The 15093-nt window shown below is 71.9% G+C and carries 12 protein-coding genes; 3 read left to right on the top strand and 9 right to left on the bottom strand.

Going from position 1 to position 15093, the window contains the following annotated elements; all coding sequences use genetic code 11:
• Positions 1-4 precede the first annotated feature (4 nt).
• Entirely contained in the window at positions 5-3019 is a 3015-nt protein-coding gene (locus tag ACZ470_RS15925) for an alpha-mannosidase (RefSeq protein WP_468427534.1), read from the bottom strand.
• An 83-nt stretch (positions 3020-3102) separates the two neighbouring features.
• A complete protein-coding gene (locus ACZ470_RS15920; protein WP_468427532.1) occupies positions 3103-3537 on the bottom strand; it encodes a DUF3291 domain-containing protein in 435 nt (144 codons plus the stop codon).
• A 107-nt stretch (positions 3538-3644) separates the two neighbouring features.
• On the opposite strand from ACZ470_RS15920, the gene ACZ470_RS15915 reads away from it, so the two are divergent.
• Positions 3645-4325, top strand: a complete 681-nt coding sequence (locus ACZ470_RS15915) for a MerR family transcriptional regulator (protein WP_468427530.1) — start codon at positions 3645-3647, stop codon at positions 4323-4325.
• Positions 4326-4494: 169 nt separating this feature from the next.
• Positions 4495-4890 carry a VOC family protein gene (locus tag ACZ470_RS15910; protein WP_468427528.1) on the top strand — a complete coding sequence of 132 codons (396 nt, stop codon included), beginning with the start codon at positions 4495-4497 and terminating at the stop codon, positions 4888-4890.
• A gap of 19 nt (positions 4891-4909) precedes the next feature.
• Here ACZ470_RS15910 and ACZ470_RS15905 read toward each other — a convergent pair whose 3' ends face one another.
• Both ACZ470_RS15905 and ACZ470_RS15900 read right to left on the bottom strand, forming a co-directional pair.
• Positions 4910-5392: a GNAT family N-acetyltransferase gene (locus ACZ470_RS15905; RefSeq protein ID WP_468427526.1), complete on the bottom strand. Its 483-nt coding sequence runs from the start codon at positions 5390-5392 to the stop codon at positions 4910-4912.
• A gap of 54 nt (positions 5393-5446) precedes the next feature.
• Positions 5447-5620, bottom strand: a complete 174-nt coding sequence (locus ACZ470_RS15900) for a hypothetical protein (protein ID WP_468427524.1) — start codon at positions 5618-5620, stop codon at positions 5447-5449.
• A 471-nt stretch (positions 5621-6091) separates the two neighbouring features.
• On the opposite strand from ACZ470_RS15900, the gene ACZ470_RS15895 reads away from it, so the two are divergent.
• Positions 6092-6541: a hypothetical protein gene (locus ACZ470_RS15895; RefSeq protein ID WP_468427623.1), complete on the top strand. Its 450-nt coding sequence runs from the start codon at positions 6092-6094 to the stop codon at positions 6539-6541.
• A 15-nt stretch (positions 6542-6556) separates the two neighbouring features.
• Here the strand turns inward: ACZ470_RS15895 and ACZ470_RS15890 are convergent, their stop codons facing one another.
• The 5 genes from ACZ470_RS15890 to glgA form a co-directional block, all read right to left on the bottom strand.
• Entirely contained in the window at positions 6557-8050 is a 1494-nt protein-coding gene (locus tag ACZ470_RS15890) for an SDR family NAD(P)-dependent oxidoreductase (protein WP_468427522.1), read from the bottom strand.
• A 103-nt stretch (positions 8051-8153) separates the two neighbouring features.
• On the bottom strand, positions 8154-9584 hold the full coding sequence (locus ACZ470_RS15885; RefSeq protein ID WP_468427520.1) for a wax ester/triacylglycerol synthase family O-acyltransferase: 1431 nt from the start codon (positions 9582-9584) through the stop codon (positions 8154-8156).
• Positions 9585-9817: 233 nt separating this feature from the next.
• Positions 9818-12445, bottom strand: a complete 2628-nt coding sequence (locus ACZ470_RS15880) for a PA14 domain-containing protein (protein WP_468427519.1) — start codon at positions 12443-12445, stop codon at positions 9818-9820.
• A gap of 203 nt (positions 12446-12648) precedes the next feature.
• On the bottom strand, positions 12649-13869 hold the full coding sequence (gene glgC / locus ACZ470_RS15875) for a glucose-1-phosphate adenylyltransferase (protein WP_468427517.1): 1221 nt from the start codon (positions 13867-13869) through the stop codon (positions 12649-12651).
• A 51-nt stretch (positions 13870-13920) separates the two neighbouring features.
• Positions 13921-15072 carry a glycogen synthase gene (glgA, locus tag ACZ470_RS15870; RefSeq protein WP_468427515.1) on the bottom strand — a complete coding sequence of 384 codons (1152 nt, stop codon included), beginning with the start codon at positions 15070-15072 and terminating at the stop codon, positions 13921-13923.
• Positions 15073-15093: the final 21 nt, after the last annotated feature.

Below are 15093 nucleotides of genomic sequence, written 5' to 3'. Positions count from 1 at the left end.
CGGGTCAGGCCCGCTTCAACCGCAACGTCATCAGCTGGAAGGGGCGCAGGCGCACGGTGATCCGGTCGCCGTCGAGAGCGGGGGCCTCCGTGTCCGTGAGCGGGCGTTCCAGCAGGTCGGTCACCTCGACGCCGGTGGCGGCGAACCCGGTGGTGAGCGTGGCGCGGGCGCGAGCCCCATGGGCCTCGTGGAAGCGGACCACGACGTCACCGCTGCCGTCGTCGGCCAGCTTGACCGCCGTGACCACCACCGCGTCCCGGTCGGCCGTCACCAGCGGCGCGATCTCGCCGGCGCCGGTGAGGTGACGCTCGGGCAGGTTGATCCGCCAGCCCTCGCGCACCGCGTCACCGATGGACGCGCCCGGCACCAGCGCGTGCCGGAAGCGGTGCACCCCCTGGTCGGTCTCGGGGTCGGGGAAGCGGGGGGCGCGCAGGAGGGAGACACGGACCGTGGTGGTCGTACCGCCGTCCGTGCGGACCGTGCGCGTCACGTCGTGGCCGTACGTCGAGTCGTTGACGACCGCGACGCCCCAGTCGGGCTCCTGGAGGTGGACGAAGCGGTGGTTGCACGCCTCGAACTTGGCGGCCTCCCATGAGGTGTTGGTGTGGGTGGGCCGGAAGAAGTGCCCGAACTGGGTCTCGGACGCGTAGCGTTCGGCGTGCAGGTCGAGCGGGAAGGCCAGCTTGAGGAACTTCTCCGTCTCGTGCCAGTCGACCTCGGTGTCCACCACGAGGCGCCGCTCCCCCGGCGGCAACGACAGCACCTGGACGACCCGGGAACTCCCGAAGGAGCGGACGATCCGCACCGAGGCGCCGTCCGCGCCGGCGGTGACCTCCTCCGCGTCGGTCAGGTCGGTGACCGTGTTGCGGTAGAACTCGTCGACGTCCCACGCGTCCCACATGTTCGGCAGGTCCGCGTGGAGTTGGAGCAGGTTGCCGGCCCGGCCGGGGGCGATCGTCTCCCGGTCGGCGTCGATGTCGTGGACGGAGACCACCAGGCCGCGGGCGTCGATCCCGACCCGCAGCAGGCCGTTGTCGAGGACGTGCCCGCCGCCGGGGCGCGCCTCGAGGGACGTACGGCCCTCGGTGGCCGCCTGCCGCGCGCCGCCCGCCGGGACTCCGGCGCGGGCGTGCGGGGCGGCGTTGAAGACCAGCGGGACCGTCCCCTCGCCGGCCAGGGCGCGCTGGGCGGAGTCGATGACGCCGTTCAGTTCGGCGGCGATCCGGGCATAGGTGGCGCGGGCCTCGCGGTGCACCCAGGCGATGGAGGAGCCGGGCAGGATGTCGTGGAACTGGTGCAGCAGCACCGTCTTCCAGATCCGGTCCAACTCCTCGTAGGGATAGGCGAATCCGGTGCGCACGGCCGCCGTGGCCGCCCAGAGTTCGGCCTCGCGCAGCAGGTGCTCGCTGCGGCGGTTGCCCTGCTTCGTGCCGGCCTGGCTGGTGAGGGTGGCGCGGTGCAGTTCGAGGTAGAGCTCGCCGACCCAGACGGGCGCTTCGGGGTACTCGGCCTCGGCCTTCGCGAAGAACGCGGACGGTGTCTCCCAGGTCACCGACGCCGAGCCCTCCAGGTCCCGCATCCGGGCCGCCCTGGCGACCATCTCACGGGTGGTGCCACCGCCCCCGTCGCCCCAGCCGGTGGGGGCGAGGGAGTGGCGGGCGACGCCCTTGTCCTTGAAGTTGCGGACCGCGTGGGCGATCTCGGCGCCCTTCATGGAGCAGTTGTAGGTGTCGACGGGCGGGAAATGGGTGAAGATCCGGGTGCCGTCGACGCCCTCCCACCGGAAGGTGTGGTGCGGGAAGCTGTTCGTCCGCGACCAGGAGATCTTCTGCGTCAGCAGGTACTTGGAGCCCGCGGCCTTGATGATCTGGGGCAGTCCGGCGGCGAAGCCGAAGGTGTCCGGCAGCCACGCCTCGTCGTTCTCGATGCCGAACTCGTCGAGGAAGAACCGCTTGCCGTGCACGAACTGCCGGGCCATCGCCTCCGAGCCCGGCATGTTGGTGTCCGACTCCACCCACATGCCGCCGGCCGGCACGAACCGCCCGTCGGCCACCGCCTTCTTCACCCGCGCCCACACCTCGGGACGGTGCTCCTTCACCCACGCCCACTGCTGGGCCTGCGACATGGCGAAGACGAACTCGGGCTCGTCGTCGAGCAGGGCGGTCATGTTGGCCGTCGTACGGGCGACCTTGCGCACGGTCTCGCGCAGCGGCCACAGCCACGCCGAGTCGATGTGCGCGTGCCCGACGGCGCTGATGCGGTGCGCGGAGGGCGCGGCGGGCGCGGACAGCACCTCGGTGAGGCACGAACGGGCCTGCTCCGCCGTGCCGTTCACGTCCTGGAGGTCGACGGCGTCCAGTGCCCTGTCCACCGCCCGCAGGATCTCCCAGCGGCGGTGCGAGTCGGCCGGGAGCTCGGCCATCAGCTCGCCGAGCACCTCGAGGTCGATCACCAGCTGCCACACCGTCTCGTCGAGGACGGCGAGGTCCATGCGGGTCAGGGTGTACTGCGGTTCGCCGCCCGCGGTGTCCTTGTCGCCGAGCGGTGTCGGCGCGAAGGGGCGGTAGCCCATGATGACGGGGTTGGAGGCGGCCTCGATGTGCAAACGCACCTCCTCCCCGCCCTCGACGGGGGCGCCGATCCGCACCCACTGGTTGCGCGGGTTGAGGCCCTTCACGGGGGTGCCGTCCGGCCGGTAGACCAGGCCCTCGCACTGGAATCCGGGCATGTTCTCGTCGAAGCCGAGGTCCAGGACCGCCTCCACGGTCCTGCCCGCCCAGGCCTCGGGGACGGTGCCGGTGACCCGGAACCAGCTGGTGCCCCAGGGAGCGCCCCAGCGGGCGCCCACCTCGACGGGCTCGGGTTCCGCCGCCAGGCCCTCGGCGACGGGGACGGGTTCTCCGGGGGCGTGCCACACCGCGACCTCGAGCGGCACGGACTCGGGGTACACGGCGGGGCGGACGCGCTCGTCGAGGACGCGCTTGAGGCGGGCTTCGACCAGGGTGCGGTCGTCATGCATGCGGGGCGCTCCATGGTTGAGGGCGGGGTGGTCACCAGGGGTACAACTCCCCAGGCGCGAACCCGTTCGAACCAGGGCGCCGGTCAGGGGGTGGTGTCGTGCCCGTCCGGGGCGCCGGCCCCCGCCCGTGCCTGGGCCTCGATCCGGCGCTTGGCGTCGTCCCAGTCGATGGGCAGCCGGTCGACGGGCACCTCCCAGAAGGTGAACGTCGAGTCGCGCATCGTGTCGCGCACGCCGGTCATGACGCTCCTGTGGGGTTCGGTCCGGGCGTACGTGTAGAGCGCGTCCCGGCTCTCCCACGCGGACAGCGTGTAGAAGACCTTGCCGAACGGCTTGGCCTCCAGGGAGGCGCCGAGCGCTCCGGGTGCCTTGCGGACCTGGCCCCAGGCGGAGAGGGACTTCAGGAAGAAGCGGGGGACGTCCTTCAGCGACCGGAGCTCGAAGCGGGAGGCCATCACGAAGGCGTGCGTGGTGTCGGGGCCCGCGGGATGCGGTGTGACCCAGGGAAGAGTGGGCACGGTAGTCTCGCTTCCACAGTTGGTGAGTGGCACTATCCAGATTAGACAGTGCCACTACCCAATTGCAACGCCAGAGGGAAGACACCAGAGGGAAGGTGGGGAGAAGGGTGAGGATCTCGGAACTCAGTCGCCGCAGCGGGGTGCCCAACGCGACGATCAAGTACTACCTGCGGGAGGGGCTGCTGCCGCCCGGCCGGGCCACGGCGGCGACCCAGGCCGAGTACGGCGAGACCCACCTCAGGAGGCTGCGCCTGATCCGCGCGCTGACGGGGGTGCGGGGCCTGTCCGTCGCGTCGGCCAAGCACGTACTGGACGCCATGGCCGAGCACCCGGGCGACACCCACCGGCTGCTCGGGCTCGCCTTCGGCATCCGGCCGTCCGAGGGCGACACGCCGGAGACGGACGAGGACGAGGACCTCGACGGGGCGAACCCCGAGGCCGCCGCCCTGGTCGACGCCATGGGCTGGTCGGTCTCCGAGCGCAACCCGGCCCGGCAGGTCCTCGACGAGACCCTGCGGACCCTGCGCTCGCTGGACATCGAGTACGACTGGCAGGGCCTCCTCCCCTACGCCGAACTCGCGGAGCGGACGGCCCGGTACGACTTCGACCGCCTGGAGGCGGTCACGGATCCGCTGGAGAAGGCCGAGCACGCGGTGCTCCTGACCTTCCTCCTGGAACCGGCGCTGATGGCGCTGCGCCGGCTGGCCCACGAGAACGAGTCGACCGCACGCCACGCGGAACACGACCCCTCCCCCGACCGGCCGGAGTCCGGCACACCGTTGCCATGATCGGCCGGAGGGGTCTAGGGTCGGCCGGGTGACTGCCGGGTCGGCCATGGGCCATACACGTAAGGCGCTCCCGGCCTCGGCGTGAGCGCGAGGCGGGCCCGTGCCCCGCCACTCCTCTCCGTGTTGTCCCGTCCCACCATGGAAACCGACACCGGAGACGAGTCCAGCCATGTCCGAAGCACCGCATGCCCAGTTGAACCACACCGCCGTCTACGCCCATGACCGCCGGCTCTCCGCCGAGTTCCTCGCCGGGATCCTCGGACTGGAGGTCGGCGCCCCGTTCGGTCCGTTCCTCCCCGTCGATCTGGGCAACGGCGTGACCCTCGACTACTACGAGAAGCGGGACGAGCCGATACAGGCCCAGCACTACGCGTTCCTCGTGCCCGAGGAGCGGTTCGACGCCATGATCGACCGCCTGGAGGCGGCGGGGGTCACCTACTACGCGGACCCCGGCCACACCGAACCGGGCCGGGTCAACGGCCTCTTCGGCGGTCGCGGCGCCTACTTCGACGACCCGGACGGGCACAACATGGAGATCATGACCCGGCCCTACGTCCGGCCGTAGCGACCGGGCGGGCGTTCGGTCACAGCGCCCGGTACATGATGTGCAGCCCGACCGGGCCGTGCCGGGGGTGGTCGAATGCCTCGGGGACGGTGCCGAGGACGGTGAAGCCGAGTGAAGTCCACAGCGCCACGGCCGGGTTGGTCTCGACGACGGCGTTGAACACCATGCCCCGGTAGCCGGCGGAACGTGCCTCGGCCAGGACGTGCTCGGCGAGCCGGCGGCCCACGCCGCGGCCGGCCCGGTCGGGGTCGACCATGAAGCCGGCGTTGGCGATCCCGGCGGCGGGGCCGCCGTAGTTGGGGGTGACATAGGCGGAGGCGACGACGGCTCCGGTGTCGTCCTCGACGACGTAGACCTGTTTCGCCGGGTTCGTCCACAGGGCCCGGGCGTCCTCCTCGGAGGTGTCCGGGTCCCAGGCGTAGGTCTCGCCGGCGGCGACGATCCGGTGCCAGAACGGCCAGATGCGCGGCCAGTCGTCGGGGATCGCTTCCCTGATCAGCATGAGTGCGAGTGTGGCACGCCCGCACGGTCCGCGATCAGGGAGGGGTGACGCGTGTCAGTCGACGCTGGGCAGGATGTGCGGCTCGGCGAGGTCGTCCTCGTAGCCCGCGAGGCGGATCGGGGCCGAACGGGCCCACACGTCGAGGCTGCCGAGTTCCCCGGGCCGGCGGGAGGCCCGCTCCGGGTGTTCCTTGGGGCGCTGATCGCTCTTCGTCTGCTCCGGTGTCACCGCGCACTCCTTATGTGTCGGTCACCCTCGGGACGTACCGCGCCGGCCCTGCGCCTGGCGTCCGACGTCCGCTCGGGTCTGACGTGAAAACCGTTCGGACGCGGTGGCGCCGGTAACTCGAGGGAGAGCAGGCCGTTGTGAACCGGCTGGTCCCATGACGGACCGTGGGTGCGGGTAGAACCCTGACTGCTGTCCGTCCGCATCAGAGTAACCAAATGAGCGACCCCCCGCTCGATGGGGCTCAAAGACAGCGGTAACAATCACGCGTCGGACGGTACCCAATCGGCGGCAATATGGCCCTATTTCCGCATGAGTGCCATGGAGATGCATCACTCGTTCGGACTACACGGGCGTCGACGCTTGCGACAAGGCCGCATGGTCATGGCGCAGTTCAGGTCCCGTTGGCCGGCGCGCAAGCTCGTCATGGTCTGCTGCCGCACGGCAACGGCTGTCTCCCGGGAGGACCGGCGCATGGAGCTGCGCACCGTCGAGGAGCTGATGGACCTGCTGTACGCGTGCCGGGGCACGCGGGACGTCCGGGGCCGTGGCGACGCCCCGGTCGACGCCCACGACCACGCCCTGCGCACCGCCGCGCTGCTGCGCCGGAACCGGCCCGCGGACAAGGAGCTTCAGGTGGCGGGCCTGGTGCGGCCCGTCGGCCGGATGCTGTGGCCGGGCGAGCCCTCGGTACGGGCCGACCGCGCCGCGGACGCCGTACGGGCGCTGCTCGGCGAGCGGGTGGCCGACCTGGTCCGCAGGCACCCCCGGCCCGACGTTCCGGCCGGGGACGACCTCCTCACCCTGCGCGCCGCGGACGAGGAGGCCCGCACCGCCTGCTTCGACGCCGGAGTCCTGGAGGACTGGCGGACCGTGCTGGAGCTGCTGGCGGCGCGCAACTCCCGGCTGGGCATGGTCGACTGACGGGCCGTCCGCCCGTCACCAACGGCCGGGGGCGTAGTCCTTGAGGAAGACGCCGTACAGGTCCTCGCCCGCCTCGCCGCGCACGATGGGGTCGTAGACGCGGGCCGCGCCGTCGACCAGGTCCAGCGGGGCGTGGAAACCGGCCTCGGCGAGGCGCAGCTTGTCGAAGTGGGGACGCTCGTCGGTGATCCAGCCGGTGTCGACCGAGGTCATCAGGATGCGGTCGGTGTCGAACATCTCCTGCGCGCTGGTCCGCGTCACCATGTTCATGGCCGCCTTGGCCGCGTTGGTGTTGGGGTGCCCGGCGCCCTTGTAGCCGCGGGCGAACACGCCCTCCATCGCCGAGACGTTGACGACGTAGGCGCGCCCCGCGGCCGCCCGGCGCGCGGCCTCGGCCATCGCCGGACGCAGCTTGCTGATCAGGATGAACGGCGCCGTGTAGTTGCACAGCTGGGTCTCGAGCAGCTCCACCGGGGAGATCTGGTCGATGCTCTGGACCCAGGTGTTGGATTCGACGACGTCGGGGACCAGGCCGCCCGCGTCGATGGCGGTGCCGTCCCGGTGCCGGACCACGCTGGCGTTGCCCGCGACCAGGGCGAGGTCGGCCACCTTCTGCGCGTCGAGTCCGCTGACCCCGACGGGCAGCGCGGTCAGTCCGTCGACCGCGCCGGAGTTGAAGGCGCCGATGACGTGGTGGGAGGGCAGCTCACCGGCGGGCAGCGGGGCGCTCTCGCCCTCGACGAGCGCGGCGTACGCGGACGGCAGCCGGCGGACGGTCTGGGTGGCGTTGTTGATCAGGATGTCGAGCGGGCCCTGCTCCGTGACCTGGTCGGCCAGTGCGACGGCCTGGGCCGGGTCGCGCAGGTCGATGCCGACGACCTCCAGGCGGTGGATCCACTCGGCGGAGTCGTCCATGGCCTTGAAGCGGCGGATGGCGTCCTTGGGGAAACGCGTGGTGATCGTGGTGTGGGCGCCGTCACGCAGCAGCCGCAGCGCGATGTACATGCCGATCTTGGCGCGTCCGCCGGTCAGCAGGGCGCGCTTGCCGGTCAGATCGGCGCTCGCGTCCCGCTTGGCGCGGTTCGTGCGGGCGCAGTCGGGACAGAGCTGGTGGTAGAAGTAGTCGACTTCGACGTACCGGCTCTTGCAGGTGTAGCAGGAGCGCGGGCGCTGGAGTATCCCCGCGATCCTGCCCTCCTCGGTGCTCGACGACGGCAGGATGCCCTCGGTCTCGTCGTCGATGCGCTGGGCGGAGCCGGTGGCGGTGGCCTCGGTGACCGCCTTGTCGTGGGCGGTCTTGGCGGCCCGCCGCTCCTGGCGGCGGCGCTGCTTGACCGTGCGGTAGATGTGCGAGGTGGCCCGGCGGACCAGGATCGCGTCGGGATGGTCGACGTCGAGCTTGTCGAGTTCCTCCAGCACGCTCAGGCAGACGGCCAGCCGCTCCGGGTCGATGCCGGGCCCGTGTGCCACCGCGTCCGTGGCCTGGGGGCCGTCCTCTGTCACCGTCATCGCCGCTGCCGTTTCCCGCTCTGCTGTCGCGGCGCTCCGTTCGCGCACGCTGTCGAACGGGGGATTTTACGGAGCGCCGGGCCGCAGCACCAAACCGGTCGCCTCAGCGGTCGCAGGCGGTGGTGAGCGTCGTCACCTCCTCGGTCACCGCGTGGGCCAGCCGGTCCAGGTCCGGGACGGCCGCGCCGTCGGCGACCAGCCCGTAGTGGACGCGTCCCCGGTAGGTGGAGACCGCGACCGCGAGGGAGTGGCCGGGGGCCAGCGGCGCGAGCGGGAAGACGGCGCCGAGCGGGTCGCCGCCGAGCCTCAGTCCGAAGCCGGGCAGCGGCACGCTGGTGACCAGGACGTCGAACCAGAGCCGGGCCGCCTGGCCGAGCAGCGGTCCGCCGAGCCGGTGGCCGATCGGCGGCACATGCTCGGCGAGCAGGGCGACGGCGCCCGCGCCCCGGTGCGGACCGGCGTCCTTGTTGCGGTCCATGGCGGTGCGCACCTGCGCGAGCCGGGCGAGGGGGTCCCGCTCGTCGACGGGGAGCCGTATCAGGTACCCGGAGAGCCGGTTGCCCTGTGGGTGGGCGGTGCGCGGCCGGCGGCGGGAGACGGGGATCAGGGCGCGGGGCGCGACGCCCTCGCTGCCGTCGCCGCGCTCGTCGAGCCAGCGGCGCAGCGCGCCGGCGACGACCGCGATCAGTACGTCGTTGACGGTGCCGCCCGCGCTCTTGCGGATCCGGTGCACGTCGTCGAGGTCGACGACCACGCCCGCGGTGCGGCGGGTGCCGCTCGGCGCGCAGGTCAGCGCAGGCGAGGAGCGCATGTCGAGGGTGGACCGGGCGACGGCTGCGCCGATGTCCAGGGCCCGGCCCGCGTCGGAGAGGGCGCCCCGGACCAGTCCGGGCACCTCACGCACGTCCGGGAGGAGTCCGCGCGGGGGCTCGGCGGGGCGGGGCGGCCGGGGCGCGGGCAGGTCCGTCGGGTCCATCAGGGCGGCGGCGAGGGTGAGGGCGCGCAGCCCGTCGGCGAGGGCGTGGTGGAACTTGAACAGGACGGCGAAGGAGGCACCGTCCTCCGCCGGCAGCACATGGGCCTCCCAGGGCGGCCGGGCCCGCTCCAGCGGGCGTCCCATGAGCCGCCCGGCCGCGGTGTGGAAGTCGGCGGCCGGGGGGTGCAGCCGGACGTGGTCCAGCGGGTCGAAGCCGGGGTCGGGCTCCCGCGTGGCGCCGCCGAAGGCGAGCGACCGGCGCACGGCGGAGGCGAGCGGCCGGCGCAGCGCGGTGGCCAGGGGCGCGCCGGGCGCCGGCCAGGGGCGGCGGAGCGCCGACAGCGGCTGCCGCAGACCGAGCGGCTGCCAGGTGTCCCGGATGCGCATGCGCAGCCCCGGTACGGCGGCGGCCCGGGACGCCAGCAGATCCGCCGCGTGGGCGGCCGCGGAGGGCGAGCGGGCGGTGAAGACCCCGAGCGCCGCGAGGTGCATCGGGTGTCCGGCGGACTCGATGTTCCAGAACGCCAGGTCGAGGGGAGCGAGCGGGTCTGCGGTCATGGGCGGGGCCTCGCGTGGACGACGGGAACGGATCAGCAGTCAATCGCTCCCGGCCGATTACGGTCAAGTACGATCTGGCTACACATAGTTAACAGCATGTGACGTCTCCGCCCCTCCCACCGGTGCGGTGGAAGGGGCGGGACGGGAGTGACGGACGGGGCTACCGGGGCGCGATCACCGCCTCACGGGTGACGGATGCCACCCGGACGGGCGCGGCCCGGCGGAGGAACGGTTCATCGCGCGGCACCGTCCGCCGGACAGCCCGCGGGCCGGGCCCGGGACGCGTCCCGGATCAGGGCCTCGTGGGCGGCCTTCACCCGCGCCACGTCCGGCTTCATCACGCGCCGGTCGTAGGTGAGCAGACCGTTGAGCTCGCCCTCGACGTCCGTGATCTGGGTGTACACGGCGCCGTTGCTGCCCCGGCACACCAGTGCCCGCACCTCGTCCAGCTTGGTGAGGTAGTCGTCGGTGTAGGTCGCCGGGTCGACGTCGACGTACGACTGCTGCACCGACCAGGCGTGTCCGGGCACGGCGAGGCCCAGACCGCCGTACTCGCCGCTGACCAGGGCGCGCTTCCCGTCCGGGCTCGGCGGGAGGGCGGGGCTGGGATAGCCGTGCTCGTCCATGATGTCGCCGGCGTCGCCGTCGGCGCCGAGGTTGAGTCCGGACTGGTTGTTGACCAGCCTGCTGGGGTCCCAGGCCTTGGCCTGTTCGGCGATCCGGCCGATGTCGTACTGGCCCCAGCCCTCGTTGAAGGTGACCCACATGACGATCGACGGGCTGCTGATGTGCTCGTCGATCATCTCCTTCATCTCGCGCTCGTAGCGGGCGCGGGCCTCGGTGCCCGGGTTCCTCCCGGCGGTCATGGCGGGCATGTCCTGCCACACCAGCAGTCCGAGCCGGTCGGCCCAGTGGAACCAGCGGTCCGGTTCGACCTTGATGTGCTTGCGCACCGAGTTGTAGCCGAGCTCCTTGTGCGCCTTCAGGTCGTACGCGAGGGCCTCGTCGGTGGGCGCGGTGTGCAGGCCGTCGGGCCAGAAGCCCTGGTCGAGGGTGGCCATCAGGAAGACGGGTTCGCCGTTGAGGACCGTGCGCGGCACCCCGTCGATCTGCTCGACGGCGATGGAGCGCATCCCGAAGTAGCTGCCGACGCGGTCGGCGCCGACGGTCACCTTCAGGCGGTACAGGAACGGGTCGTCGGGCGACCACAGGCGCGGGTCGTTGATCTTCAGGGTGAGCGGCTCGCCGGTCCGGCCGGTCGCCGTGGCGACCTCGCGCCGTCCGTCGTACGCGGTGGCTCTGACCGGTACGCCGTCCCGGACGCCCTTCGCCTCCACGGTGAGCCGCTCGCCCGGCACGTCGGGGATCAGCTTCAGGGAGTCGACGTGGTCGCGGGCGACCGGCTCCATCCAGACCGTCTGCCAGATGCCCGAGCTGGGGGTGTACCAGATGCCGCTGGGGTCGAGTCGCTGCTTGCCGAGCGGCGGGTTCTCGCCGTTCGCGGCGTCGGTCGGGTCGTACACGCCGACGATGAGTTCCTGGGTGCGGCCGGGCTTCAGGGCGTCGGTGATGTCGGCGGCGAACTTGTCGTAGCCGCCCTCGTGGGTGGCGACCTTCGTGCCGTTGACGTACACCTCGGAGCGCCAGTCGACGGCGCCGAAGTTCAGCCGCAGCCGCTTGCCGGAGCCGATGTGCCAGTCGCGGGGGACGGTGAAGGTGCGGCGGTACCACATGCGGTCCTCGTGCCGCTGGATGCCGGAGAGCTGGGACTCCACCGGGTACGGGACGAGGACGCGTTCCTTCAGCGTCTTCCCGACGGGCGGCCGCTCGCCCTCCTCGGCGGCGGCGAACTGCCAGCGGCCGTTGAGGTTGCGCCACTGCTCGCGGGTGAGCTGGGGGCGCGGGTACTCGGGCAGGGCGTTGTCCGGCCCCACCTCGTCGGCCCACTCGGTGCTCAGTTCGTAGGTGGAGTGGTTGGGGCCGCTGCTCAGGAAGGCGTCCACCGGGTCGCCGTCGGCGGCGGTCAGGCCGCCCCGTCCGTCGTAGCGGATGTCGGCGCTGCCGCGGGCGGTGCCGGTCCTGTTGCCGACGACGGGTTCGGCGAGCGTGACGAGGAGCGCCTTCGGGTCGGCCGGGTCGGGTTCCGCCGACTCCAGGGGCCAGTCGGCGCCGCCGATCACCGCGTCGAAGTGGTCGGTGAAGCCGGGCGGGGGCGCGGCGAGCGGCTGGGGGAAGTCCAGCTTCAGGGTGCGGCCGGAGGAGAGGACCGTGGCGGAGAGGGCGCCGTCGTAGTCGAAGCCGTCCGGGAGGCGGAACGCCGACTGCGGTACGGCCTCCTTGGTGCCGCCGGGCTCGGTCCAGCGCAGGTGGAAGTTGGAGCCGCCGTAGTGCTCGAAGTACTCGACCTTGATGTCGTGCGCCCGGCCGGCGGTCAGCTCGATCGGCTCGGCGGTCTGCTCGCGGTCCCAGTCGTCGACCCAGTGGTCGATGGCGATCCGGCCGTCGATCCACAGCCGGAAGCCGTTGTCGGCGCTGACCGAGAAGGTGTGGGCGCCGGTCTTCTCCGGCACGATCTTCCCGGTCCAGCGGACGCTGACGTCGTCCGACCGGCCGGTGGTGAAGTTCAGGCGCGGCTCCAGGTTGTCGAAGTCCAGGTCGGAGTCGAAGGCGGTGGCCTTGAGTTCGTGGAAGTCGAAGGCTCCGGGGGCGGAGGCGGTGTAGTACTCGCCCTTCAGTCCGTGGATCTCCACGGGGTCGTCCTCCGCCGCCGTCGCGGTGGGGCCGGTCGTGGTGAGTCCGGTGACTCCGAGCGCGGTGGCCAGGAGGAGGGCGAAGCGGTTTCTGAGTCGTCTGATGCGCACGGATCCTCCGTCGGTGAGGAAGGTGACGGCTCGCTGCTCAGTACGTTTGCTGCTCGGTGCATGTTCTGTTCTGTGCGCTGCACTCGCCCGTACAACGTTGTCAAAGAACAGTACTTGGCATAACAGCACGGATTACTTCATCCGTCCAGGGACATGACAAAGGCCCCGGTGGCCTCAGCCGGCCGGGGCCTCCCACTCGGTCACTACGGCACGAGCTGTCCCTTGCCGAGCGCGATCACCCCGCCCTTGGAGACCGTGTACAGCTCCGCGTCCCGCTCCGGGTTGACCCCGATCGTCGCGCCCGGCGGCACCTCGACGTTCTTGTCGAGCACGGCGCCGCGCACCACCGCGCCCCGCCCGATGTGCACGTTGTCGTGCAGCACCGAGCCCTGCACCACGGCCCCCGGGTCGACGACGACGCCCGGCGACAGCACGGACCGCGTCACCTGGCCCCGGATCAGACAGCCGGCGCTGATGATCGACTCGCTCGCCATGCCGCCCGCGTTGAAGCGGGCCGGCGAGAGCTGGCCGGAGTGCGTGTAGATGGGCCACTGCCGGTTGTAGAGGTTGAAGGCGGGGCGTTCGGCGATCAGGTCCATGTGCGCCTCGTAGTACGCGTCCAGCGTGCCCACGTCCCGCCAGTAGCCCTGGTCGCGACTGGTCTCGCCGGGCACGTGGTTGGAGCTGAAGTCGTACAGGTGGGCCTCGCCCCGCTCGGTCAGCTGGGGCAGGATCGAGCCGCCCATGTCGTGCACCGAGTGCTCGTCCTCGGCGTCCCGGTGGAGGGCCTCGATGAGCGCCTTGGTGGTGAAGACGTAGTTGCCCATGGAGGCGAACACGCGCTCGGGGTCGTCGGCGAGGCCCGGCGGATCCGCGGGCTTCTCCAGGAAGCGGTCCACGGACTGTCCGTCCGAGCCCGGCGTGATCACACCGAAGGCGGACGACTCCGAGCGCGGCACGCGTATCCCCGCCACCGTCACGCCGGCGCCGCTCTCGATGTGCTGGGCGAGCATCTGGCGCGGGTCCATGCGGTACACGTGGTCGGCGCCGAACACCGCCACGTACTCCGGCCGTTCGTCGTAGATCAGGTTCAGCGACTGGAGGATCGCGTCGGCGCTGCCCAGGTACCAGCGCGGGCCGAGGCGCTGCTGGGCGGGGACCGGGGTGACGTAGTTGCCGAGCAGGCTGGACATCCGCCAGGTGGTGGTGACGTGCCGGTCCAGCGAGTGCGACTTGTACTGCGTGAGCACGCAGATGCGCAGGATGTCGCCGTTGACGAGGTTGGACAGGACGAAGTCGACCAGGCGGTACGTGCCGCCGAAGGTGACCGCCGGTTTGGCGCGGTCCGCCGTGAGGGGCATCAGGCGCTTGCCCTCGCCGCCCGCCAGCACGATTCCCAGGACCGAAGGACCACCACGACGCATGGCCGCTCCCCTCACGCCGAATTTTCCCAAGACTGCCCCGGACGGGCGGGACTAAGCCTGTTTGAGGATCTCCTCGTAGAGCCCGGCCGTGCGGCGGGCCACCGCGTCCCAGCCGAACTCCGTGACGGCGCGCTCCCGCCCCGCCTCGCCCATCCGCCGGGCCGTCTCCGGGTCGCCGAGGACCGAGTCGAGCGCCCGCGTGAGGCCCGCCTCGAAGTGCTCGTCCGCCTCCACGAGTACCCCCGTCGAGCCGTCCGCCACGACCTCGGGGATCCCGCCGACCCGGGAGGCGACCACGGCGGTGCCGCACGCCATGGCCTCCAGGTTGACGATGCCGAGCGGCTCGTACACCGAGGGGCAGACGAACACGGCGGCGTGCGTCAGCAGCTGGATCACCTCGGGCCGGGGCAGCATCCGCGGGATCCAGTGCACACCCTCGCGGACCCGGCTCAGCTCCTCGTACAGCTCCCGGAACTCCCGGTCGATCTCGGGCGTGTCCGGGGCGCCGGCGCAGAGCACGACCTGCGCGGCCGGGTCGATGTCGCGCACCGCCCGCAGCAGGTGCGGAACGCCCTTCTGCCGGGTGATCCGGCCGACGAACAGCACGTAGGGGCGGGAGCGGTCGAGGCCGATCCGGTCCAGGGCGTCGGTGCCGGGGTCGGGGCGGTACAGGTTCGTGTCGATGCCGTTGTGCACGACGTGCACCCGGCCGGGGTCGAGGGCCGGGTAGCAGCCGAGGATGTCCTCGCGCATGGCCGCGGACACGGCGATCACCGCGTCGGCGGCCTCCACGGCGGTGCGCTCGGCCCAGCTCGACAGGGCGTAGCCGCCGCCGAGCTGCTCGGCCTTCCACGGGCGCAGCGGTTCCAGGGAGTGGGCGGTCATCACGTGCGGGATGCCGTACAGCAGCTTGGCGAGGTGGCCGCCGAGATTGGCGTACCAGGTGTGGGAGTGGACCAGCTCGCGGCCCTGGAGGGCGGCGGCCATGGCGAGGTCCACGGAGAAGGTGCGCAGCGCGTCGTTGGAGCCGTCGAGCGCGGTCCAGGGGCGGTGGCGCAGCACGCCGTCCGTCCCGCCCTCGCCCCAGCAGTGCACCTCCAGGTCCACCAGGGACCGCAGTTCGCGGGCGAGGAACTCCACATGGACGCCCGCGCCGCCGTACACGTCCGGGGGGTACTCCCGGGTCAGCAGTCCCACTCGCACCCGTGAACCCCCTGTCAGAGC

The organism is Streptomyces sp. NPDC031111 (assembly GCF_055570675.1).
The sequence above is the reverse complement of the archived record's forward strand: the minus strand, read 5'-3'. Positions and strand labels throughout refer to the sequence as shown.

Coding starts and splice junctions, on each gene's coding strand:
- ACZ470_RS15925 (WP_468427534.1), bottom strand. CDS start 3,019: ATGCATGACGACCGCACCCTGGTCGAAGCCCGCCTCAAGCGCGTCCTC.
- ACZ470_RS15910 (WP_468427528.1), top strand. CDS start 4,495: ATGTCCGAAGCACCGCATGCCCAGTTGAACCACACCGCCGTCTACGCC.
- ACZ470_RS15905 (WP_468427526.1), bottom strand. CDS start 5,392: ATGCTGATCAGGGAAGCGATCCCCGACGACTGGCCGCGCATCTGGCCG.
- ACZ470_RS15895 (WP_468427623.1), top strand. CDS start 6,092: ATGGAGCTGCGCACCGTCGAGGAGCTGATGGACCTGCTGTACGCGTGC.
- ACZ470_RS15890 (WP_468427522.1), bottom strand. CDS start 8,050: ATGACGGTGACAGAGGACGGCCCCCAGGCCACGGACGCGGTGGCACAC.
- ACZ470_RS15885 (WP_468427520.1), bottom strand. CDS start 9,584: ATGACCGCAGACCCGCTCGCTCCCCTCGACCTGGCGTTCTGGAACATC.
- glgC (WP_468427517.1), bottom strand. CDS start 13,869: ATGCGTCGTGGTGGTCCTTCGGTCCTGGGAATCGTGCTGGCGGGCGGC.